We start from the raw sequence: 23,838 nt of genomic DNA, 5'->3' as shown, positions 1-23,838 counted from the left end.
CTAGAAGATCATTGCATTTGATAGTGTAATACGATATTTTCACCCTTTGGATCACTCACTGCAAAGGCTGATTTTTTCAAACCAGGAATCCAGACTATATTGCCTTCCGCATCTTCAACAATAGGCCAGCTTTCTCTTTTGTGAATGGGAATCTTTTCATTAATAAATATATCTTTCACTTTCTTTGATCCATTCATGCCCATTAATTTCATTTTGTCTCCCTGTTTCCTGGATCTGATTACAAGCGGCAAGCTAATGGACTCAGGGTTCATTGTAATAGAAAAATTGCTTCTTTCCAAATAATTGGACTTCAATTCAGCTATTATCTGATACCCATTTTCCAGATCCATTATTCCTGGGACAGAAAGCTCTTTCATAAAGGGAGTGTGCTTTTCTTGCTCAAATGTAAACAAACATTTCTGGTATGATTTTATCACCTTTAAACCTTTTGGGTAATCCAGAGAACCGGAAGGATGTTTTTGAGAAATCAGCGCGCGCAATTTCTCAATATGTATAGAAGATATAGATGGCGGAACCTGTTTATAAAGATAGTTTAATATTAGTTGAATCGCTCTTCTTTGTAAAGGCGAAGCCATGTTATTAAAACCTGTGCTATCCAGCTCAGCTTCATGCTTCCCTTTTCTTTTGAATACTTTATGTAGCTCTTTTTCTGTTAATGCCTCCAAATAAGCTTCATCTTCTCTGAGATTTTCACTGAAGTGCTGAAATCTTTCATGTACACGGGGATTTTCCTGCTTTAAAAATGGCAAAACGATCTGCCTGAATCTGTTTCTTGTATAAGTGTCAGAATCATTGCTGGGATCAAACCGCGGCTGAAGACCATGCTCTTCACAGTAAGAGAGAATGTCACTCTTCGGCGTTCCAAGCAGCGGCCGGATCAGCACTCCATTATGAAAGGAACGGGATACCGGAATACCTGCAGTTCCCTCTCCTGTACTCCCTCTCGCCAATCTCATCAAAATGGTTTCCACCTGATCATCCGCATGGTGGCCCAGTGCCAGAAAGCCGGCTCCATGCTTTTCCATCGCTTCCTTATAAAAAGCATATCTGCACTCTCTCGCTGCAACCTGGGAACTCAGTCCGCGGGCCTCCTGATATGCTTTTACATCAACTTGTTTTGCTTCACAGGGAATTTGAAGTTTCTTGCAAAAAGAGATAACAAAATTCATCTCCCTTTCAGATTCTTCTCCCCGGAACATGTGATCGAGATGAACCGCTGCCAGCTTCAAATTCTTCCGGGTTCTCATTTCTGCAAGCAGATGCAGCAGAGCAAGTGAATCAGGCCCTCCTGAAACGCCGACTGTAATGGTGGAGAAGGGAAGTATCAGCGAATTGCGGTTTATAAATTCATAAAAACTGTCCATGTTTTATCCGTCCTTATAACAACCAAAACTATAAACATCATCCTAACACTTTTTATAGGTTATGCCTACTGAGAAGCTAAAGCAGATAGTGATATACATAAAGGGAATATAAAATAAAAATTCCAATTACAATAATCGCAGTCTCGACAAGTCCAAGCAGAACACTTCTTCTTTTCCTTTTCCTTGTCTTCTGTCTGCCGGGGTGCTTGCTCATTTTCTCAGAAGCAGGCTCAGTATTGCTTTGGTGCAGCTGTGAAGCTGCAATGAAATCCAGCCTCATCTCTTCAGCACTTATATATTTGCCCATTATTGCTTTGGACAAAACCACTTTATACTGTTTTAAGAAGCTGTTCTGGCGAATCGCTTCGTAAAGCTGTTCCTTTCCGCCTGTTCCTTCTTTTTTAGTAAACCTCCTGGGATAGGCTGCGTTAATCACAACCATCGCTACGGCAAATAAATCATAGGAAGGCTCTGCTTTTCTGTCACCGAGGCCCCAGTACCCTCTATCAAAAAATTCCGTAAACTCTTTTACTGCTCTGCCTGCCTGAGTCGTTCCTCCCACATCTATACATCTGATTTTCGTCGGCTTATCCGTCACAATGAGATTCTCAGGCTTCAGGTCACCGAATATCCAGCCGGCTTTATGAAGAGTTTCCAGACTGAACAACAGCTGTATAGCAAGGACAATTGTCCACTCCTGCCCTTTTTTCTGTAAAAAATCTAAAAACAGCTCGCCCCTGATGTATTCCATCGCATAAAAAGGGATTGCTTTCACACCCTGCCGGGGCACCCAGTCATCCGTATCAAACAAAGAAGGTCCAAGAGAAGACCCCCGGACCTTGGAAAAATGCTTTAGAACGTTCACTTCTGAAGTGATGGACATGCTGTTGCTGCTGATTTTCAGAGCTGACAAGCCTCTCCTTCCTTCTGCAAGATAGACGGTTCCGTTTGCTCCTTTCCCTAAAAGTGTGATTACCCGGTAGGTTTCTCCGTGCCACTTTCCACTTATAACAGTTCCAGGAGTAATGTTAAACTCCTGTTTCATCATAAAAGCCTTCCTCATCTCTATAAGACTCTCTCAGCCTGCTGCTTCCAGTCTTAAAAGATTGCAATGCTGCTCTAATGGCAGGTCCTGTCGGTGTAAGCCCTCCTGTAGTCAGCTTGGGAAAGATAGACGACAATGACTGCAGTCTCGGCGTCCAATCCAGAATGCATTCTGTTTCGTCTTTTTTCCCAGGAAATATTGATACAGAAAACTCGTTATCTCCAATTCTGGAATTCAGGCTGATTGATAAGTCCAGCAAAGCCTCTTTTACAGTGGGGAGCTTAGGTTTCATGCTTGCACTCAGGTCGACCAGTATGAGGATTTCAAGTGCAACTGTCTCTCCAAGCTCGTCAACTACCTCCATAACCTCTCCCCGCTGTTCAGGCGGCAGCTCTTCCATAGATACCTTCTTCCCAAGTATCTGCTGAAGCTCCTTGTTTACTACTCCCTGAAGTGTTTGAGTCATCGCTTTTCTTGTGACCATCTGCACTGTATGAGACAGCTGCTGTGCATAAACAACCTGGCTTACCCCGTTTCCTGAACTTGCTATATTTTCGATTTCATTCATCGCTTCCTGATCCATAACAGTTTCATCCATCACCCCAATGACATTCACAGTGATATTTTGTGCTGCAGCGAGCGCTGCCATCGCAACTGGATCTTCTCCATGATTGGAACAGCCATCAGTAATCAGTAAAATTTGCTTTACATTTCCTCTTCTCATGCTTCTCCCTCCATCCGCTTAAGGTATTACCATCCTCACCAGATAGAGCAATTTTTATACTAAGACTCTTATTTTCATCATGCCCATTTTCAAGCTATGCTGATTGTAACTAAGACGCTGCTGCCCCGGGGAGGGAGACTATCCCCCCGGCTTTCCGATTATGAAACGACCTTTCCGCTTTTATAGTAGGAATCGACGGGTATAGATGCCCATTTAGGCGTATTATGCTGGATACTTGATACAACAATCGTCATGTCATCCTCAATTTTGCCTGATCTAGTTCTGATTACTTCCTCCATAATCAAATCTGCTATTTCCTGCGGCTCGCTCGTTTCAAGCTCTTTTATTTTTCTCTTCATCCACAAATCATGGTTTTCAATATGCTTCGGCCCTTCAAAGATGCCGTCGCTCATCATGATCAGCAGATCTCCAGGCTTCAGCTGCTCTCCGACAACCTCCACATCAACCTCGTCCAGGATTCCTATCGGAAGATTGCTGGCTTGAATTTTATAGATTTTATCTCCCCTCTTAACAAAGCTCGGGGTGGAGCCTATCTTGAGAAACTTGCAGTTGGCATCCTGCAAGTCTATGATGGCAAGATCCAGCGTAGAGTACATTTCATCCGTTGTCCGCAATGACAGAATAGAGTTGACTGTTTTAATGGCAACCTTCTCATCAATGCCGGACTGAAGTATTTTTTCAAGCAGCTTAATGGTTTCATTGCTTTCAAAATGAGCCCGTACACCATTGCCCATTCCATCGCTGATCGCCACAGCGTATTTTCCTACACCAAGATCAATTGTTGAGTAGCTGTCTCCGGAGACAAGTCCTCCCCCTTTAGCAGCATGGGCGACGCCTGTTTCCACCTTATATCTCCTGGTCGAACCAAACGACACGTGGCAGTAACCATTAGGGTAGCAGCCGCATTCCTCCTGCTTTACAATGATTGATTCTTCCAATATATCAGACAGCATAGGCGCGATAATCTTTTCGCACTCACCGTGCCCATTGCAAAACGGAATGCTCATTTCAATATCAACGCTGCCCGGATCCAGGCTGTAGACTTCTACATGCCCGATTTCTATACCGAAATTCTGCAGAGCATCAATAATTTGTTCTTCTTGCACAAAATGATTTTCCCGCTCCTTTTTGATTTCCTTTGAAAAGTCCTCCATTACCTGAGAGACTCCCAGCAGCTGCTCGGCAACAAGCTTTCTGCTGTCCTCCACTTGCTGCTTCAGCTTTATATTGGATTGAAACAGGTTCATTTCCTGTTCAAAAACTTCCTCAACCTGCTTGGCCTTTGAACAGTGCTTCTGCAGATCTGATCTCAGCCTTCTGTTGGAAAAATAGGTGTTTTCCTCAGATTCATGCATAATCTGCTTCATGAGATCATAGGTTGTATCAAAGTTCTGCACCCAGCACTTCTCTTTTTTATAACAATTTTGACAGGATCGTTCTGTCACAGCACTCAAGAACGTATCAGTTTCTATGTGCAGATTTTCCTTGTCCTCATTTTTCTCATAAAAGGTTGCAAAGCTTTCTGAAAGCGCATAAAACACTTTTGAAAATTGATCAACCCGCTGAGAGGTTACATCCCTGATTTTCCGAACGTACTGCTGCTGTTCCTGAGAATGTTCAGCGGTTCCGGGAATGTGCTTGGCAAGCTTGGCTGTAATACTCTTAGGCGTGAGCAAAAACAGCGTGATGGCAATTAATGATTCCATCAGATTTTTCATCATATCGGCTGATCCTTCTCCATAGAGAGAGATCAGGAGCGATCCAATTAGAAGGCCGGCTGCCGCACCAATCTTTCTTCCTTCTTTTAAAAGGCCTCCCAGCAGTCCGGAAAAGGCAAGCAGGCTCATTTGATAAAGATTCCCCACATTGGCGAGGCCGAGGATAAGGCCGGTCACAACACCTACGGTACAGCCGATGCTGGAGCCTCCTATGAAAGCAAATAGAAGAATGATATAGCGGGAAAAAACATGTTCCGCTTGAAGACCTTGATAGGATACACCTACCAAGCCTGTTAAGACGGATGCCATGAGGATCATAATGCAGATAATTTCTTCAACTTTTAAACTGCTTCTAAATTTACGTGCAGAAATAAGCGGAATACTTTGCAGAAAGATAAGGGTCAGGATAAAGGCAAGGCCCGCCTCCACTCCAGCCATCATATAATCATAAGTCATCAGCTCTCCCGCATATAAAAATGTATAGCCCAGCCGTGAAACTGCCATGGTAGCCAGAACCACAAAGGGAAGAGTCTTCACCTTGTCTTTTATAAAGTAGCTGCAGACTTTATTAAACATTAAAAAGAATACAACTGAAGAGAATGTTAGAAGTGCGAGTTGAGGAGAAATTGTCAGGCTTCCTGCAATGAGTGATAGTGCGGCAAGAGGAGCTTTATCCTTCTTCATCAAGAGGACTGCACTGAAAAAAGGAACAGCAAAAGGAATGATTTCCGTCAAAATAAGGGCTCGTCCCAGTAAAAAACCGATAATAAGGTAGATCAAGCCTTTATGAAAGAACAGCAGCTGAAGCCGGCCCAACATTCTCTGGTACCCCCGGTTCATATATTCCTTTGTTTTCTCCATACTCAACCCCGGCTCCATTAACTCTCTCTCTACTTTTTCCATTCTGCTTCCCCCTCAAAAACTTTTAGTTGTTTGTTATTATAAAGAAGGGCTGAAGGAGAATTTGTCAAAACAAGTTGCAGTTCTCAAAAAGAGTTCGACTGGTTTCTACCAAACCGGCAAATGAGAGGACGGAATATCTCTTTTCAGGAGGAAATGACGAAAACTGTAAAAGTCTCTACTGGAGGCTGTTTTTAAGAGCTGCCATGGTGCATATCAGGATATCTCTATAAAGAAAAGCCCCGTCAATTGGCGGGGCTGATGGGTGAGGACTTGCTGAAATGTATAATAAAAAAACCAGCCAAATGATGACTGGTTTTTTCCTGGATGACCCGTACGGGATTCGAACCCGTGTTACCGCCGTGAAAGGGCGGTGTCTTAACCGCTTGACCAACGGGCCGTAAAAGATGGTAGCGGCGGAGGGGATCGAACCCCCGACCTCACGGGTATGAACCGTACGCTCTAGCCAGCTGAGCTACACCGCCATCTATACAATACTTTTATAAGCACAAGTTATATAATACAAAGAACTTCAACATTCGTCAATATCTTTTTAAAAAAATATCTGTTTTTAAAAAAGCCCCAGTGAAGAGCGGAGACTGCTATTTACATAGTATGGAATATACACGATCATCATGCAGACGCTGAACTTTCATCTCAATTTCTTTTATTGATCCATATAATAAAAAAAGCACCTGCTTGCACAAGTGCTTTCATATTATGATTCAGCAGCAAATTACCCTCTTTTTGCTCCTCTGCCTCCGCGCTTGGACTCAGTGTTGCGCTTTAGGGAAGATAAACGATCTTCGCTGTCTTTCAAAAATTTATTCATTTTTTGCTCAAAGCTCTCTTTCGGGCGTACTTCGTTTCTTCCGCCTCCTCCTCCACGCTGAGGCCTGTCAGTACGGCGGTCAGGGCGGGAAGGTCTGTCTGGGCGCTGTGGACGATCCGGGCGGTCAATAGCTTTCTTAATAGAAAGGCCTATTTTTCCATCCTTTTCTACATTAATTACTTTTACTTCTACTTCGTCACCAACTGTTAAGTGATCGTTAATATCCTTAACATAATTATCGGCTACCTCACTAATGTGAACAAGGCCTGTTGAGCCACCGGGAAGTTCCACGAATGCCCCGAAATTTGTAATCCCAGTAACCTTACCCTTTAACTTGCTGCCAACTTCTATCGACATAAAAAAAATGCTCCTCCTTAAACTTAAAAACAAAAGTTAACTCATTTACTCAATTATACATAATCGAAAAATCGAGTGTCAATAAACCCTACTCTTCATCGGAAACTTTAAAGATAATTTCATTCTTGTCCGACAAAAAATAATCCCGACGAGCAATTTTTGCAATATACTCATCATCATTTAATTTCACAACTTCCTCTTCCAGGAGCTTTTGCTCCCGTTCAAGCTCAGCAAGCTGCTGCTCTAAATTTTCCTTCTCTTTCACCTTTTTGTCAATAGCACTTGACTGGGAAAAGAGTGTGGAAGCCATTACACCAGTTGTCAGTATAACAAATATCCCAAAAACTGTCAGCCTTCTGATCAGGCCTTTTTTCCGTTTCTTCAATATCTGGTCTCTTCTCTCCTGCTGCTGGATGTACTGAGACTGTAGCTGGGTTACTTTTTTTTCCTTTTCCTGCATGTCTAAACGGTCCTCCTCATTTCTTCAAGAACTGTTTTGTCCACGACCATAATCTAACAAACATATTCTTTCTCCGCTTAAGAAATCCTGCACAAAATGAAAGGGTTCGCAAAATATATTTTTTTAGAAACCCTGGAACAAAGTTCCATAAGAGCATCATCATCCATTTGAACGGAAGCAATAAGATCTTCACTATAGAATATATAAAAAGCAGCAGGCCTCTTGCAAGTTTCAGCAGCATTCCCGCTATGCCTGTTACGATGGCTAAAGCAAGCTGAAAAAGACCAAGGACCGGCTTTAATATCACAAGCTGCCCCAGATTGATGACACCTCTGTATAGCAAGACAAACACTCTTATGGCAAAATCAAGAATTTTCAGGAACAGCGTTTGAATTAAGCTTCTGTAAGCTGCATACCCACAAAGGATAGCAAGAAACAGATAAATACGCAATTCTCCTTCATTTACCAGAAGCAGCACATAGAAAAAGGCGAGGCCCTGCAGGACCCAGAACATAATATCATTCAGAAAAACAAACCATCTCGCACGTTTGGGCCGCTGTAAAAAGCGGCCGTACATATCCAGGGCCGCCCCTAGCCAGCTGCCCATCCCGATCATGGCGAGCATGGTGTAAAACTGTGTTGTCAGCGTCATTTGAAGAGCTTGCCAAAGAGTCCTTTAGCTTTCTCCCCGGATTGTTCATCTAGGTACACCATATCAAAAATCCGGCCTTTAATAGAGACAATGCCTTTTTCAACATCCAAATTTTTCATCTGAAGATTCTGGCCCCTAATGGCAAGGCCTCCCATTACTGTATCAAGCAGAAACTCTTCATTATCAAAGCTTTCCACCTGCTTCACTCCGGTAATCTCCAGAAGCTTTCTGCTCCTCATGATAATGTCATGTTCCGGCCCGCTCACCTTGCTGCCTGATTGCTGATCGTAGTATTGGCTCAACATTGATCCCCCGCATTCATTATAGAGATTTCTATTATCACTCTATGATTTGCGGAGGGCATTTAGAACAAGCCCTAGTTCTCCGGAATTCTTTCTTCGCCTAAAAGGGTATACATTTCCCCGGCTTCTTCTTTTCTGGTTGTTTCTTTCAGCTGATCCACTTTCACGCGAACGATTTTCTGGCCGAATCTCACTGCCAGTTCGTCGCCTTCCTTTACATTTGTACTTGCTTTTGCCTCCACACCATTAATGGAGATTCTTCCCTGTTCGGCTACCTCTTTTGCCAGCGTCCGCCTTTTGATTAAACGTGACACCTTAAGAAATTTATCCAGTCTCATGTCAGTCTCTCCTATTGCTCAAATGTTTTCGCTTTCTCCCATAATTCGTCCATTTCCTGAAGTGTCATATCTTCCAGCTTCCTGCGGGTTACAGCTGCCTGTTCTTCTATATAAGAGAATCTTTTGGAAAATATCTGGTTTGCAGAAAGCAGTGCTTCTTCGGGTTCAATTTTATAGTATCTCGCCATGTTAACCAAAGAAAACAGAATGTCCCCAAACTCTTTCTTTGCACGGCGGGGACTGCCATCAGGCTTTTCGATCTCTTCCCGGAATTCATTCAGCTCTTCCTCTACCTTACTCCAGATGGGAGCCGCTTCAGGCCAGTCAAAGCCTGCTTTAGCAGCCTTTTTCTGCAGATGATATGCCTTGGAAAGGGCAGGAAGCGACGCTGCTACACTGGAAAGAAGGGATTCTGTCTGACCTTTATCCCGCTTCTCTTGTTTTTTTATTTCATCCCAGTTGCTCAGAGCTTCTTCGCTGCTCTCCACCTCTGTTCCATGAAAAACATGGGGATGCCGCCTGATCATCTTCTCCGAGACAGTCCTGATCACATCTTCTATGGAGAACATGCCGTTGTCCTCGCCTATTTGTGCATGCAGAACCACCTGAAGCAAAACGTCGCCAAGCTCTTCAGCGAGGTGCTCCTCGTCTTCCTCATCAATGGCCTCAAGCACCTCATAGCATTCCTCAATCATATATTTTTTCAGGCTTTCATGAGTCTGTTCTTTATCCCATGGACAGCCGTCAGGTCCCCTTAGCTCGGCAACAATCTCCCTGAATGAGTCAAACTTATGATATAGAAGGCTTTCGTCCTTTACAGGGGGCACATACACACTAGTTAAATTATTGACGCCGGCAGCTCGGTCCAGCTCATAGAGCGGCACTCTTTGAAGCACTTCTCCGCTGCTGCCTGCAGCAGTTACAATCACAACCTCGTATTCATCAGGCAGCTGTTCCATCAGTGTCAGCTTTACTTCGGAAGCGACCATCTGATCGTATACCTGGCAAATCAGAATATGGCTGCGCAGATTAAGTTCTCCAGAAGAAAATGACATGGCATCCAGCAGTTGAAATCCTTCCACCGGATCGATTTTCAAGGCTGTAAAGCTTGCATCAAGAAAGCTCTGCCCTCCGGCAATTTCCACTTCAATAGAAGGGTTTTCCTCGTGCAGCAGAAGCTGTACACTCTGCTCTGCAATAAGAGGATGTCCCGGCACTGCATATACTACATTGTTTTCTTCTGCAGCAAGTAGAAGGATCTCTTTTATTTCTTGATATACTTCCGGAAAGCCGCTGTGCTTTTCATATACAGCATCAAATGTCTGAAATTTTCCCATTTGCTGCTTCAGCTCTTCAACGACTGGGTGTTTTTCTGTTCTCAAATAAAGATGCTCAGCTGAAAGCAAGGTGTTATAGATGCCGTACGGCAGCTGATCAAGATCACCTGCACCCAAGCCAATGACAGTTATTTTACCCATTGCTTTTTACCCCTTTCCTAAGGATTTTAATCTGCTTCCCATAGGGACTACATCCAGTTCCTCACGGGTGAAGACATTTGTTTTTAATACAGCCGCCACGTATACAATCCCTCCGACACATACAGCGCTCAGTGCTTCAATCGTTGTCAGTGTCCGTGAAAACTCTCCTGTTATCATGTCAAAAACAATTATATAAAGCTGAAGTGCTCCATACAATATTCCCGCTGAGAGAATAATTTTCGATAATCCTCTGTAATCTTTAAACCTGAACTGCTGTTTTCTCAAAAAAACAATATTGAGGACTGCAACAACAGCAAAAGCTGCAACGGATGATACGGCCGCACCTGTAGTCTGATAGGCAGGAATCAGCAGGATATTCAGGACAATTTTCACAATCGCACCCGCCAGGACTGCAAGTGCGGGATAAATTGTTTGATTCAGACCCTGTAAAACAGCCGCAATTGTAACTGCGAGGGACGTGAACAGAATTGATACGCTTAAAATAGCCAGTATGTCAGATCCAAGCTCATTTCTAAACAGCATGATATTGGTTTGCTTCACGATGGCCAGCAGGCCCACTGTAGCTCCTGCTCCAACCACGAGGCACGCTTTTAGGGCAAGGTTGATTTTATCTTCCAGCCATTTATGGTCGTTTCTCTTTTTTGCTGTGGAAATCAGCGGAACCAGTGACAATGAAATGGATGTCGCTGCTACTGTTCCAAGCTGTATCAGGGGCTGCCCCCTGTCATAGACCCCTTTAAGCTGTTTAGCTGCTGTTTCTTCCATACCGTTTGATACGAGAAGAGAGTACAAATTCATCGCATCGACCAGCTGAAATAGAATAAGAAGAAGGCTGCTTAAACAAATGGTGAAGCTGTATATGAATAATTCCTTTAGTATCTGTCTGCCTCCGACGGTTGCCTGTCCCTGAAGATCATCTTGGATTCTGCGGTTTCTCACCCAGTAAACCAAAAGAACACCTGCCGCTGCAACACCGCCTGTCAATGAACCGATCAAGGCACCTGAACCAGCCTGATATAAATCATAGCCGAGCGACAGCATCAGATAGGAAAGAAAGATGATGGTAATCACTCTGATGCTTTGTTCTGTTACCTGTGAAACAGCTGTAGGCATCATATTATGTATTCCTTGAAAGTAGCCTCTCAGCATGGAAATAAACGGAAGCAGTAAAAATGAAAATGACACAACCCTGATCAACGGAGCCAGCTGGCTGTCTCCCATAAAATCTGCAATATAGGAGGCTCCTATATTCAGGCAAACAAAAAAGAACAGTCCAATACTACCGAAATAAAGCCAGCAGATTTTCATAATTTTGGCCATATTTACACGGTTTTCTTCCTGTCCGTGTTCTGCAATCAATTTAGAAACAATTACAGGAAACCCTGACGTAGCGAGCATAATCGCTATACCGTAGAACGGATATACCTGCTGATAAATATAAAAACCTATGTCTCCTACTATATTCTGATAGGGAACGCGATAAGCAGCACTTAATACTTTTGTAATCAGACCTGCTAATGTTAGAACAAAGGCCCCCTGCCACACGAGGCTTCTTTTCTTGGCCGTTTGGCTGCACATCTTACTTTCTCCCTCCATCATTGAACATAACGCACCTAATTATATCACACTGCTTCCGCTGCATTTGTAAAAATGAAAAAGGACAGCGAGTGCTGCCCCTTTTGCAGAGTATAAAAGTATGAAAACCAGTCTTAATGTTCCATTTGTCTGGCAAGAAAGCCCGCAGCTGTTTCTACTGCTTTGTGTTCCACTTCGCTAAGCACTGACTCTTTGGAAGAAATCACTACTGCACCAATCGGATCGCCGTTGGCAACAATCGGCCCTACAGTATAAGATTTCAGCTCCTCTGTCAATCCTTCAGCCAGCTGAACATCTCCGCCGGTCGTTTCAAGAACGGAGGAACGTTCTTCCATGGCTTTTTCAATCACATCACTGATGCTCTTATTCATGTACTCTTTTTTCGAGCCTCCTGAAACAGCTATAAATGTATCTCTGTCACAGATCAGTACTGGATGGCCCAGGCTGTCATACAAAGCATCTGCGTATTCTTTTGCAAAATCGCCCAGTTCACTGATTGGCGAGTATTTTTTCAGGATTACTTCACCGTCGCGATCTACGAATATTTCTAAAGGATCTCCTTCACGGATGCGCAGTGTCCTCCTGATTTCTTTTGGGATGACCACACGCCCTAAATCATCAATGCGACGAACTATTCCAGTTGCTTTCATCTAGTGGTGCCTCTCTTTCATCGGATGATTTGTTGTTGATGTTTGCTGCAGACATTGCCATAAACTTGCAACAATCACCAATGTTAAACCTAGTATCTAACACAACACTGTTTCTATACGCAGTGTTTGTGAATTTTTCCGATGAAGAGTAAATATCCCTTAACAGCATAGCCAATGAGGCCTTGCAGCAAACCCTTAATGGGCAAATTCTTCTTTTTTTACTTTATATAAATTTTGAAGCAGATCCAATACGGTTCCTACCCATTCATCTTGCTGGCTCTTCTTGATTTGCACAGTAATCTTAAGTCTCTTCCCGTCCATTCCAAGACCTACTTTTCTGCCATATTTAGTTGAGAATTGGAAGAGTTTATGTCCGTCGATACGATTGCTGTATTCTTCTGATACCAGCAGGTTCACCTGCTCTTTTTCCTGCTTGATCGTTTCAATCCGTTCCTGAACGGCATACACTTTCATTTCAGCTGCCTTAAACAATGCGCCTGCCTCTGCCGGATAATCACCGAAACGGTCGACCATTTCTTCCTGAAGCTCTTCAATTTCCTTTAAGGAAGATATATGTTTAAAGCGTTTGTACATATCAATTTTCTGCCTGCCGTCAGAAATGTAGGATTCAGGCAGGTATGCATCAATCTCCAAGTCAAGCTCCACTTCAAACGGCTTTTCCTTAGGAGCATCCGGCTTTCTCTCTTCAATCGCTTCTTTCAGCATCTGAGAGTAAAGATCAAACCCGACAGAATCAATAAATCCATGCTGCTGTGCACCGAGCAGGTTTCCTGCTCCCCTGATAGACAAATCTCTCATTGCAATCTTAAAGCCTGAACCAAGCTCTGTGAATTCTTTAATGGCTTGAAGGCGCCTTTCTGCTACTTCTGTTAAGACTTTGTCTTTCCGGTAAGTAAAATAAGCATATGCGACACGGTTGGAACGCCCGACACGCCCTCTGAGCTGGTACAGCTGGGAAAGTCCCATTTTATCCGCATCATGGACAATCAGAGTATTTACATTGGGAATATCGACGCCCGTTTCTATAATGGTGGTGCTGACCAAAACATCAGACTGGCCCTCCAGGAAATTCAGCATAACAGATTCAAGCTCATTCTCCGTCATCTTCCCATGTGCATACGTTACCCTGGCATCAGGAACCAACGAAGAAATCTCCTGTGCTTTCCGGTCAATATCTTCTACCCGGTTGTACAGGAAGTAGATTTGCCCGCCTCTGGACAGCTCACGCTCAATTGCTTCTTTTACCAGTCCGCCATTATATTCAGCAACATATGTCTGAACAGGGAACCTGTTTTCTGGCGGCGTTTCGATGACTGACAAATCTCTTACCCCCAGCATGGACATATGCAGTGTCCGCGGAATAGGTGTTGCAGTCAGTGTAAGCACGTCTACATTCGCTTTCATTTGTTTAATTTTTTCCTTATGGGTCACTCCGAATCTTTGTTCTTCATCGATGATCAGCAGGCCCAGATCCTTGTAAATGATGTCTTTTGACAAAAGCCTGTGGGTACCGATTACAATGTCCACCGTGCCTTCTTTCAGACCTTTAACTGTTTCATTGATTTCTTTTCGGGAACGAAATCGGCTGAGCAGGCCAATATTGATTGGATACTCCTGATATCTTTCCCTGATCGTTTCAAAATGCTGCTGTGCCAGAATGGTGGTCGGAACCAGGAGAGCCGCTTGTTTTCCATCGGCGATTGCCTTAAAGGCGGCCCTGATTGCTACTTCTGTTTTACCATAGCCTACATCACCGCACAGAAGCCTGTCCATAGGGCGGCCTCTTTCCATATCCTTTTTAATTTCATGAATGGATCGAAGCTGATCTTCTGTTTCCTGATATGGAAACGCTGATTCAAATTCTCTCTGCATTTCACCATCAGGAGAAAAGCCATAACCCACGCTCGCCTCGCGCTCTGCGTACAGCTTGATCAGGTCATCGGCAATATCCTGTACAGAAGATTCAACCTTCTTCTTAACCCTTTTCCAGTCACTTCCGCCCAGCTTGTAGATTTTCGGCTCTTTTCCTTCTGAGCCTACGTATTTCTGAACCTGGTCAATTTGTTCGACAGGAACGTACAGCTTGTCGTCTCCATGATAACGGATGTTAAGGTAATCCTTATGAATGCCGTTTATTTCAAGGGTTTCAATTCCGAGATATTTCCCGATTCCATGGTTAATATGGACAACATAATCCCCTACTTCAAGCTCTGAATAGCTTTTTATTCTTTCAGCATTTGTAAGCTTTTGCTTTCGCGGCTGTTTTTTTACACGCTTTCTGAACAGTTCTTCTTCGGTGATCACAGCAAGGTGCTGCAGCGGCAGCTCAAATCCTGTCTGAAGGTCACCTTCCATAATGTGAAGCTTACCCGGAGTAAGCTGTTCTCCAGGCTTGATATAGCTTGCGGTGATTTCATAGTCGTTCAGTACCTGTTCCAGCTTTTTTACCCTGTCTTTATTGGCTCCGAGGAAAACGACAGCAGTTTTGGCCTTTTTCCAGCGTTCTGCTTCTCCTTTCAGCACATGCATCTGCCCATGAAAATTCTGCATCTGCTTACAGGATATATTCAAAATGTTTTCCGGACTGGTGTGCGGTACATGCCTTAAAAATAAAGACAGGTAGAGAATTGAATGCTTCTTTCTGGAGATCACATCTGAATACTTGTTTGAAAGCTTTACATCGTGTACAATTTTTCCATCCTCCAGCAAGCTTACATACCAGTCAGCTTCTTCCCTTTCAAGCTGTTCATTCACCTCGAGCACCCGGCTTACTTCGTCAATCAGCACAAGCGTTTCCCGAGGGAAATAATCTAGCAAACTAGCAGAGCTCTCATAGAAAAACGAAAGATATTTAAACATGCTTTGGGTGATTTGGCCATTTTCAAGAAGGTCTATTTCTTCTTTTATATTTTCAAGGAGAATCTCTTTTTGTTTTTCATCCTTTAATTTCTTCAGTGACCTTGAGAGGCCCTTTTCCAGTTCTTCAATACCCCTTTCCACATGTGAAGGCTGGACAAGAAGCTCTTCGGCAGGTCCGATTTCTATCTCTTTCAGCATTTGTATTGATCGCTGATCCTCGCTGTCGAATTGCCTGATAGAATCAATTTCAACATCAAACAGTTCAATTCTTATGGGATATTCCTCAGTGAGAGGATAAATATCGATAATACCGCCTCTAATACTGAATTCGCCAGGAGAAGCAACCATATCTGTCCGAACATAGCCTGTGGAAATCAGCCAGAGGGCAAACTCCTCATGATCCAGGTCGTCTCCTGTTTGTATTCTCCGCTTGCTGCTTTGCCAAAGCTCCTTTGGAGGAAGTATTCTTCTCAATGCAGCAATAGGTGTAACTACCACCAGGTTTTCATTGCCGATCAGTGCATTCAGCACTTCAACTCGCTGAGCCTTCAATTCAGGGCTGGCAATTGCGATCTCAGAAGATATCAGCTCATTCACAGGATAAAGATAAACCTTTTCACCAAGCAGGCTGCTCAGGTCTTCGTATACCTTTTGCGCCTGATAAAGGTTATGAGTGACGACCAGTATCGGTTTGTTAATATCTTTGTACAGGGCTCCCGCAAAAACAGTTCTTGCTGAACCGGACAGTCCGGCTACAAGCTGTTCTGAAAGACCTTCTTTAATGCCGGTTACCACCGTCTGAAAATCATCATTTGAATGAAAATAGTTTTTCAAACTTCTCAAGCTGAACCCTCCCTTCTCTATAAAAACACTTTTTCTCTGTTTTCTATCATGTTAAAAAGCAGCACATTGAAAAATGCTTTGGTTCACCGGCCAAAGCAGTTTAATGTATGAATTTTTCATGTTGGTGCAAATCCGGATTTCTTTCTAATGCCTCCTGGCAGTCCTCACATATTGTTTGAATATGAATGTGCCCGTCATCAGAATAAGAGACCATTTCCTGCCGTTCCTGTGGAGAGAGCTGGTGCAAGCCCAGTTCTTCGCTGTGAACCGCAGACTGCTGTAGTGTGCCTACCTTTACACCGCAGTGGCGGCAGTGATAATGCAGTGCCATAAAAGTCCTCCTGCAAGGTTTTTTTACAGTATGGCCCCTTGCAGGCATTTTTATACTTTATCTGAGTCAATTATACTCATTCATCACTGTCAGAAACGGTTTTTGAATCCATTCCTCGCATGCAGAGGCTGACTTTTTAATTACTTCCTCTATAGATTCGATATCCTCGCCTTGAAACCTTCCGAGAACGTAATCAGGCACCTTCATTCCTGCAGGCGGCCTGTCTATGCCGATTCGAATCCGCTTAAACTCCTGCGTCTGCAAATGCTGAATCAGCGACTTAATTCCATTGTGGCCTCCTGCGCTCCCTTTTGTACGGAGGCGGAGCCTGCCTGCAGGCAAATCCAAATCATCATAAATGACTGCCAGGTCTTCTGTGCTGATTTGGTAATAATCCATAAGGGGGCGTACACACTCTCCCGACAGATTCATATAGGTTAATGGCTTTGCCAGAATGACCTTTTCTCCAGCAATATTGCCAATGCCGTAGATACCATTAAACTTGGATTTATCAAGTGGAATATGGAGCTGCTTTGACAGCTCGTCAATGACCAAAAAGCCTACATTATGTCTTGTTGATTCATATTGTTTGCCAGGGTTGCCAAGCCCTACAATTAATTTCATTCAATAGTCCTCCAATAGCAAATATGCTTCCCCCGTCCTGCTGAGCAGAAGCTGAAACTTTTATTTAGCAGAAAAGACGTAACCGCTGACGGTTACGCCCTGTATCTATTTATGCTTCTTCCCGGCCTTCCTCATTTTCAGGCTGGCCTGGTTCCTGTTCTTCACCTGAATCGATCTCCTCTTCCTGTCTTGGAGGAAGAATGGATGCAATTACCTCATCTTCTTCCTGTGTAATGGAGTAATTCCCTGTAACTTTTACATCTTTTACAGTAATTGTTTCATTTACATCAAGAGAAGTGATGTCAACATCAATGGTTTGCGGGATATCAGCAGGCTTTGCTTTCACAGAAAGTTCATGAATGGCCTGCTGCAGAACACCTCCATCTTTGACACCTTGAGCGTCTCCTGTCAGGTTAACTGGTACTGTTACCTCAGTTTCGGCTCCCATGTCAACCACTAGAAAGTCTGCGTGGACCAATTCATTTTTTAAAGGATCTCTCTGCATATCAGTCATCATGACAGGATGTGTTTTCCCGTCTACCTCGATATGAAGTATTGCATTTCTGCCTTCGTCTCTCAACGTTTTAAGAAGCTCGATACTATCTACAGCAATAGATTGACTGTCAACTTTTTTACCGTAGATCACAGCCGGCACCAGACCCTGTTCTCTAATCTCACGTTTAGCTGAGCTGGTAAATTCATTTCTGCCTTTAGCTTTAATTGTAACTGCCATAATAACACCATCCTATGTTAAAGTTACTCTCTCTCATAATTCCCCATATCATAGGTGATCTAAACGTCACAGCACAAAAGCAGAGGCAGGCTGTAAACTTTTATTAATCGAACAGGGTGCTGACAGACTGCTCTTCGTGCACACGAATAATCGCTTCCCCAATTAACGGTGCAACAGAAAGCTGCTTGATTTTATCAATTTTCTTTTCCTCTGCAAGAATGATTGAATTGGTTACAACCAGTTCCTTGATCATAGAGTTTTGAATTCGGTCAATTGCCGGCCCTGAGAGAACAGGATGAGAACAGCAGGCATAAACTTCACGTGCCCCGTTATCAATCAATGCATTTGCAGCAAGAGAAATTGTTCCGGCAGTGTCAATAATATCATCAATCAAAATAGCAGTTTTTCCTTCAATATTACCGACGATGTTCATTACCTCTGCTACATTCGGGCGCGGTCTGCGCTTATCAATAATAGCAATAGGCGCTTTCAGCCTGTCTGCCAGCTTTCGCGCTCTTGTTACTCCACCGTGATCTGGAGAAACAATTACGATGTCATCCAGATTTTTTTCTCCAAAGTAGTCTGCAAGGATTGGCACACCCATTAGATGGTCAATCAGGATATCAAAGAAGCCCTGTATTTGAGGGGCATGCAGATCAAGAGTGATGACACGCTGTGCTCCGGCTGTCTCAAGAAGATTTGCAACCAGTTTTGCTGTAATCGGTTCGCGCGCTCTTGCTTTCCTGTCCTGGCGGGCATATCCGTAATAAGGCATCACGATATTGATGGTTTTGGCAGAGGCTCTCTTTAAAGCATCGATCATGATCAACAGTTCCATCAGATGCTCATTTACCGGGCCGCTTGTAGACTGAATAATAAACACATCGCAGCCGCGGATGCTTTCCTCTATATTAATTTGGATCTCACCGTCACTGAACCTTGTGACAGAGCATTTCCCGAGGTCCACTCCCACCACATCAGCAATTTCTTTAGCGAGGCCGGGATTGGAATTTAGAGAAAAGATTTTCAGATTTGAATCACCATAACGATTAGCCATTTTGTAAGGGCCCTCCACATAACTATTTTTTATTTAAGTTTAACCGGTCTACATAATCTTCTTTTGTTACTTGCCTTGCTCTGGCAATAGACAAAGCTTTGCCTGGAACATCTTCCACAATTGTGGAACCTGCAGCAACGTATGCACCCTCGCCAATTGTGACAGGTGCCACAAGATTTGAGTTGCATCCTATGAAAGCTCCGTCTCCTACTTTGGTAAGATGTTTGTTTTTTCCATCATAATTAACCGTGATAGATCCGCAGCCCAGGTTTACGTCTGAACCAATTTCTGCATCGCCGATGTAGCTCAAGTGGGATGCTTTGCTGCCTGTACCCATAGTCGATTTTTTCACTTCCACAAAATTGCCGATTTTCACATCATCAGAAATGCTGGAAAGCGGGCGGATATGTGCAAATGGTCCGATAGCTACATTATTTCCAATTTCACTGTCGTGTACAACAGATTGTTTGACGGCTGTCATGCTGCCGATACTGCTGTCTTTTATTTCTGTGCCTGATCCAATGATACAGTCTTCCCCAATGGAAACCTTTCCTTCCAGAACAGTCCCCGGATAGATGACAGTATCCCTTCCAATAACCGCGTCAGATGAAATGTAAGTCTGCTCGGGATCAATGAGGGTTACGCCATTTTTCATGTGCCCTGCATTAATTCTCTTTCTCATCGTTTTTTCTGCCTGAGACAGTGCTAAACGGTCATTTACACCGAGTGTTTCCTCAAAAAGAGGCGTCTGATAAGCAGATACGATTTCTCCGCCATTTTTCAGGATTTCAATTACATCCGGAAGGTAGTACTCACCCTGAACATTCTCATTGGATACATTTTTTAAGGCATCAAATAACTGTTTATTGTCAAAGCAATATGTACCTGTATTAATTTCATCAATCTTATGCTCTTCTGTACTTGCGTCTTTATGCTCAACAATTTTTTCGACATGGCCTTCGCTGTTTCTCACTACCCTGCCGTATCCAGCAGGATCTTCAGCTTTGGCTGTCAGAATCGTTGCCATAGCCCCTGTCTCAGCATGATGGCTTAGCAGTTCTTTCATCGTGTCTGAAGTAATCAGAGGCGTGTCGCCGCAAATGACGATCGTCGTGCCCTCTTGCCCTTCAAGAAAATCCGCAGCCTGCATGACGGCGTGTGCTGTGCCTAACTGCTCGCTTTGAAGAGCGTACTCGCTTGCACTGCCCAGCTGTTCCTTTACAATCTCTGCTCCATGGCCTACAACTGTCACGATTTTTTCAAGATCAAGCTTTGAAACTTCATCTACTACGTGCTGAACCATTGGTTTTCCACAAACAGGATGAAGAACTTTATATAATTTAGATTTCATTCTGGTACCTTGTCCAGCGGCTAAAATGACTGCATAGCGATTGTTCATGTACAGGCCTCCATATCCCTATTTATCCATGTAAAATATATCTCAAAATCAGTTTTTTTTCAAGGAAACACTTAAAAGTACTTGATTTTCATTTATCTCCTCTTTAAAATGTAATGCTATTTATAAATTTTTCCTGCAGCTCTGCACCTTTCAGCACAACAGCTTCTGCTTTATCCTATCATATTTTATTTTTTAATTGATGAATCTTATGTATCAAAAAAAAAAGCCCTGCAGAGTAACCCCCGCAGAGCTCTTTTTCTATTATTATGAAGCTCCCGCTTCTTCAAATTCCATCACTTCTTCAAGTTCACCTAAACGGTGATATTCTGCTAAAACAGCATCTTGAATTTTTCCGCGGGTATTCGAATTAATCGGGTGTGCAATATCGCGGAATTCTCCATCAGGAGTTCTTTTGCTTGGCATTGCTACAAATAAGCCATTATTTCCGTCAATAACACGGATATCATGAACGACAAATTCATGATCCAGCGTGATTGAAGCAATTGCTCTCATGCGTCCTTCGGTGTTTACGCGGCGTAATCTTACGTCTGTTACTTCCATTATGTTCACCACCTTTTCCCAAATGAAAAAACTTTAGTTTAAATATTCAACTAATGTTTTTATTTTCCTGCAATTGCGGAAAACTTTTTTCAAATATTAGGGAAAAGGCCGATTTATTTACCAGCGATTGCTATTAATTCAATTTCAACAAGCGCATCCTTGGGCAGCCGCGCAACTTCAACACATGAACGGGCAGGCTGATGAGTTGTAAAGTACTGCTGGTACACTTCGTTGAATTCCTGAAAATCGTTCATATCTTTTAGGAAAACAGTTGTTTTTATAACACCTTCAAATGATGACCCTGCTGCTGATAATACAGCCTTAAGGTTTGAAAATACTTGATGTGTCTGATCAGAGATGCTTCCTGTTACCATTTCGCCCTGGGGTGTTAACGGAATCTGGCCGGAACTGTAGAAAAGGTTGTTCGCTATCACACCCTGTGAATATGGCCCTATTGCTTGAGGTGCCTCTTTTGTTTCTACCTTTTTCATCATTTCTCCCCCTGCTCTTTTAGAAACTGAAAGTAATTTCCTTCAATCACATGAATTTGTTTTTCCTTTGTATCCACATCTGTAAGTTTTACCATAGAAATGTATTCATCAACAAGGCGCTCTTCCGCTCCTTCAGACTCTACGAGAACCCCGATTCCAGCCACGTTGGCCTGAAATTCTTCCAGCAGGCTGATAACACCGTTGATTGTTCCGCCTGCTTTCATGAAGTCATCTATAATCAGAACATTTGAGCCTTCTTTTAAGCTTCGCTTCGCCAGCACCATTGTCTGAATCCGTTTGGAAGAACCGGACACATAGTTAATGCTGACAGTGGAGCCTTCTGTCACTTTGCTGTCTCTTCTCACAATCACCACTGGCACACTTAAATAATTTGCTGCAGCATATGCAAGCGGAATTCCTTTTGTAGCCACTGTGGCAATCACATCTATTTTTCTATCTGAGAATACAGCAGCAAAAAGTCTGCCAATCCTATTAACGAGTACAGGATCACCCAGGATGTCCGTCAGGTAAAGATAGCCTCCGGGGAGAAGCCTGTCCGGATTAGCCATGATACTGCACAGCCTGCCGATTTCCTCCATAGCATCCTGCTTGTTCACACCGGGAGCAAATCTTACTCCGCCTGCGGCTCCAGCCACCGTATTCAATGATCCAATACCCTGAGATTCAAAGGTTTGCTTAATGATCCCTAGATCCTCGCTGATTGATGACTTTGCCGACTGATATCTTTCTGAAAAGTATGTTAAGGGGACGAGCTCATGCGGGTGCTGTAATAGATAGTTTGTCATATCCACTAACCTGCCGCTTCGCCTAAACTTCATGGAATAACCTCCAAAATCCGAATGTTTTAAAGATAATATAACTTAATATACGTCTTTAATCAAGCTGATGTTGGTCCCCGAGCATTCTTACGGCAAAGACCTGGCCGCAAAAGCCCCTTAACCCGTTATAGACTCTCTGTACTTTAGACTCATATTGAACCAGGCCAAAGACGGTCGGACCGCTTCCGCTCATGAGAACAGCATCAGCACCAAACCGCTTCATCTGATCTTTAATCATGGCTACCTCTGGATACATCTCCAGGGTTACACTTTCAAGCACATTGCCAAGCAAGCTGCATATCTCTTCATAATTCTGGCTCTCAACAGCCCGAACCATACCTTTTACATCAGGGTGCTTCACATTCTCTAAAGATAGATTTTGATAAACATCCGCTGTTGATACACCAATAGTAGGTTTCGCAAGGATTACCCAGCAATGGGGCGGTGGACTGATATGCTGTATTTTCTCGCCTCTGCCTGTAGCTAAAGCCGTTCCTCCATACACACAAAACGATACATCAGAGCCGATTTCCGAGCCTATGTCAGCCAGCTCGTCAAGTGTAAGGCCAAGTTTCCATAGTTTATTCAGGCCTCTTAACGCAGCTGCTGCATCACTGCTGCCGCCCGCCAGCCCTGCAGCTACGGGGATGGTTTTGCTAATGGAGATGGAAACACCTTTTTTAATATGATATTTCTCTTTCAGCAGCTTTGCAGCCTGATAGGCTAAATTTCGGTAATCATCAGGCACGAAGCGGTTATGAGAAATAATTTTTATCGTATCAGCTGACAGTTCAGTCAGCTCTATATGATCAGCAAGATCAATTGTCGTCATAATCATTTCTACTTCATGAAAGTTATCTGGTCTTTTATATAGTACATCCAGGGAAAGATTAATTTTGGCCGGTGCCTTTTCTAGAATGCGCAAAGATTTCACCTACTCTAACGAACAAATTTATCCACATTGTACCACAACGCGGGCAGAAACTATAATCAGCTCAAGGACCGGTCCTATAAGCTGCCCGGAATACCAGCCGCAGCATCTCCTGCTCATTGCTGCTGACAGCAAATGTAAAAGGTGCCGGGATTTCTGCGCTCAAGTATAATCATGTTTCAATGCAATTATCTACATTATAAGGAATACTGCCGCAATTATCGACAAGAAACTTGTTTTTCAGGCAGTAAAAACCTTGTTTCACTTCAAAAAATGGCTGTCTTCCTTTACAACACTGCCTTCTGAGCCGCTGACGGAAACATGTCGAAATAAAAAAAACCGGGCATAATTTGCCCGGCCTGCCTCTTTATTCTGAGCGATGTTCACTTTGCTGTGCGAGCTGCTGTTCCGCCAGCTCAATTGCCCTTTTCACCATGTTCCCGGCATCGCGGGCCCGAATTGCTCCCCAGCCCTCATTCTTTACCGTTTCATAGAAACCAAGGTCTTTCGCCAGCTCATATTTGAAGCTTTCTGACATAACTCCACGGCGTCTGCCCATCGTTATCCAGCTCCTTTCAGAATCCCGCATGCAAAGCCGCATAACAAAGCGGCATTTATAGTGTGATTAGAAAGGAGTCCATTTATCGCCTGAAATTTATGTAAATTACTG

At 43.5% G+C, this 23,838-nt stretch carries 23 protein-coding genes and 2 tRNA genes; all 25 read right to left on the bottom strand.

Annotated elements, in window-relative coordinates:
* Positions 1-8: 8 nt before the first annotated feature.
* The gene (tilS, locus tag GJU40_RS12695; RefSeq protein ID WP_154308170.1) at positions 9-1,385 is read right to left on the bottom strand and encodes a tRNA lysidine(34) synthetase TilS; all 1,377 of its coding nucleotides are present in this window, start codon (positions 1,383-1,385) and stop codon (positions 9-11) included.
* Positions 1,386-1,461: 76 nt separating this feature from the next.
* The gene (locus tag GJU40_RS12690) at positions 1,462-2,433 is read right to left on the bottom strand and encodes a protein kinase domain-containing protein (RefSeq protein WP_154308168.1); all 972 of its coding nucleotides are present in this window, start codon (positions 2,431-2,433) and stop codon (positions 1,462-1,464) included.
* Positions 2,414-3,154, bottom strand: a complete 741-nt coding sequence (locus GJU40_RS12685) for a VWA domain-containing protein (protein ID WP_154308166.1) — start codon at positions 3,152-3,154, stop codon at positions 2,414-2,416. The genes GJU40_RS12690 and GJU40_RS12685 overlap by 20 nt, the downstream gene beginning before the upstream one ends.
* A gap of 158 nt (positions 3,155-3,312) precedes the next feature.
* Positions 3,313-5,796: a stage II sporulation protein E gene (gene spoIIE, locus GJU40_RS12680; RefSeq protein WP_154308164.1), complete on the bottom strand. Its 2,484-nt coding sequence runs from the start codon at positions 5,794-5,796 to the stop codon at positions 3,313-3,315.
* Between the two features lie 325 nt (positions 5,797-6,121).
* Positions 6,122-6,193: transfer RNA gene (locus tag GJU40_RS12675), tRNA-Glu, on the bottom strand.
* 8 nt (positions 6,194-6,201) lie between these two features.
* A tRNA-Met gene (locus GJU40_RS12670) sits at positions 6,202-6,278 on the bottom strand.
* 251 nt (positions 6,279-6,529) lie between these two features.
* Positions 6,530-6,982, bottom strand: a complete 453-nt coding sequence (locus tag GJU40_RS12665; protein ID WP_154308163.1) for a S1 domain-containing RNA-binding protein — start codon at positions 6,980-6,982, stop codon at positions 6,530-6,532.
* Between the two features lie 88 nt (positions 6,983-7,070).
* Positions 7,071-7,442 carry an FtsB family cell division protein gene (locus tag GJU40_RS12660; RefSeq protein WP_154308161.1) on the bottom strand — a complete coding sequence of 124 codons (372 nt, stop codon included), beginning with the start codon at positions 7,440-7,442 and terminating at the stop codon, positions 7,071-7,073.
* 16 nt (positions 7,443-7,458) lie between these two features.
* Complete coding sequence (gene yabQ, locus GJU40_RS12655; RefSeq protein WP_154308159.1) at positions 7,459-8,094, bottom strand: spore cortex biosynthesis protein YabQ; 636 nt, start codon at positions 8,092-8,094, stop codon at positions 7,459-7,461.
* Positions 8,091-8,396 carry a sporulation protein YabP gene (yabP, locus tag GJU40_RS12650; RefSeq protein ID WP_154308206.1) on the bottom strand — a complete coding sequence of 102 codons (306 nt, stop codon included), beginning with the start codon at positions 8,394-8,396 and terminating at the stop codon, positions 8,091-8,093. The genes yabQ and yabP overlap by 4 nt, the downstream gene beginning before the upstream one ends.
* Before the next feature lie 74 nt (positions 8,397-8,470).
* Positions 8,471-8,734 carry an RNA-binding S4 domain-containing protein gene (locus tag GJU40_RS12645; RefSeq protein ID WP_154308157.1) on the bottom strand — a complete coding sequence of 88 codons (264 nt, stop codon included), beginning with the start codon at positions 8,732-8,734 and terminating at the stop codon, positions 8,471-8,473.
* Between the two features lie 11 nt (positions 8,735-8,745).
* Positions 8,746-10,212 carry a bifunctional methyltransferase/pyrophosphohydrolase YabN gene (gene yabN / locus GJU40_RS12640; RefSeq protein WP_154308155.1) on the bottom strand — a complete coding sequence of 489 codons (1,467 nt, stop codon included), beginning with the start codon at positions 10,210-10,212 and terminating at the stop codon, positions 8,746-8,748.
* Positions 10,213-10,218: 6 nt separating this feature from the next.
* A complete protein-coding gene (locus tag GJU40_RS12635; RefSeq protein WP_154308153.1) occupies positions 10,219-11,811 on the bottom strand; it encodes a putative polysaccharide biosynthesis protein in 1,593 nt (530 codons plus the stop codon).
* 131 nt (positions 11,812-11,942) lie between these two features.
* Entirely contained in the window at positions 11,943-12,479 is a 537-nt protein-coding gene (gene spoVT, locus GJU40_RS12630) for a stage V sporulation protein T (protein WP_154308151.1), read from the bottom strand.
* Between the two features lie 195 nt (positions 12,480-12,674).
* Entirely contained in the window at positions 12,675-16,202 is a 3,528-nt protein-coding gene (gene mfd / locus GJU40_RS12625; RefSeq protein ID WP_154308149.1) for a transcription-repair coupling factor, read from the bottom strand.
* 100 nt (positions 16,203-16,302) lie between these two features.
* On the bottom strand, positions 16,303-16,533 hold the full coding sequence (gene fin / locus GJU40_RS12620; RefSeq protein WP_154308147.1) for an anti-sigma-F factor Fin: 231 nt from the start codon (positions 16,531-16,533) through the stop codon (positions 16,303-16,305).
* 66 nt (positions 16,534-16,599) lie between these two features.
* Positions 16,600-17,157 (bottom strand): aminoacyl-tRNA hydrolase, encoded by a 558-nt coding sequence (gene pth, locus GJU40_RS12615; RefSeq protein WP_154308145.1) that lies wholly within the window; start codon positions 17,155-17,157, stop codon positions 16,600-16,602.
* A gap of 109 nt (positions 17,158-17,266) precedes the next feature.
* Entirely contained in the window at positions 17,267-17,890 is a 624-nt protein-coding gene (locus GJU40_RS12610) for a 50S ribosomal protein L25/general stress protein Ctc (protein ID WP_154308143.1), read from the bottom strand.
* Positions 17,891-17,993: 103 nt separating this feature from the next.
* Positions 17,994-18,947 carry a ribose-phosphate diphosphokinase gene (locus tag GJU40_RS12605; RefSeq protein WP_154308142.1) on the bottom strand — a complete coding sequence of 318 codons (954 nt, stop codon included), beginning with the start codon at positions 18,945-18,947 and terminating at the stop codon, positions 17,994-17,996.
* Positions 18,948-18,969: 22 nt separating this feature from the next.
* A complete protein-coding gene (gene glmU, locus GJU40_RS12600) occupies positions 18,970-20,346 on the bottom strand; it encodes a bifunctional UDP-N-acetylglucosamine diphosphorylase/glucosamine-1-phosphate N-acetyltransferase GlmU (RefSeq protein WP_154308140.1) in 1,377 nt (458 codons plus the stop codon).
* A 264-nt stretch (positions 20,347-20,610) separates the two neighbouring features.
* A complete protein-coding gene (gene spoVG, locus GJU40_RS12595) occupies positions 20,611-20,907 on the bottom strand; it encodes a septation regulator SpoVG (RefSeq protein WP_154308139.1) in 297 nt (98 codons plus the stop codon).
* A gap of 113 nt (positions 20,908-21,020) precedes the next feature.
* On the bottom strand, positions 21,021-21,401 hold the full coding sequence (locus tag GJU40_RS12590) for a RidA family protein (RefSeq protein WP_154308136.1): 381 nt from the start codon (positions 21,399-21,401) through the stop codon (positions 21,021-21,023).
* A complete protein-coding gene (purR, locus tag GJU40_RS12585; protein WP_154308134.1) occupies positions 21,398-22,237 on the bottom strand; it encodes a pur operon repressor in 840 nt (279 codons plus the stop codon). Before purR ends, GJU40_RS12590 begins: the two co-directional genes overlap by 4 nt.
* A gap of 55 nt (positions 22,238-22,292) precedes the next feature.
* Complete coding sequence (ispE, locus tag GJU40_RS12580; protein WP_154308132.1) at positions 22,293-23,162, bottom strand: 4-(cytidine 5'-diphospho)-2-C-methyl-D-erythritol kinase; 870 nt, start codon at positions 23,160-23,162, stop codon at positions 22,293-22,295.
* 373 nt (positions 23,163-23,535) lie between these two features.
* A complete protein-coding gene (locus GJU40_RS12575) occupies positions 23,536-23,727 on the bottom strand; it encodes a small, acid-soluble spore protein, alpha/beta type (RefSeq protein ID WP_154308130.1) in 192 nt (63 codons plus the stop codon).
* Positions 23,728-23,838: the final 111 nt, after the last annotated feature.

The sequence above is a fragment of the Metabacillus lacus genome (assembly GCF_009674805.1).
Lineage (GTDB): Bacteria > Bacillota > Bacilli > Bacillales > Bacillaceae > Metabacillus_C > Metabacillus_C lacus.
This window is presented reverse-complemented; position numbering and strand designations above follow the sequence as displayed.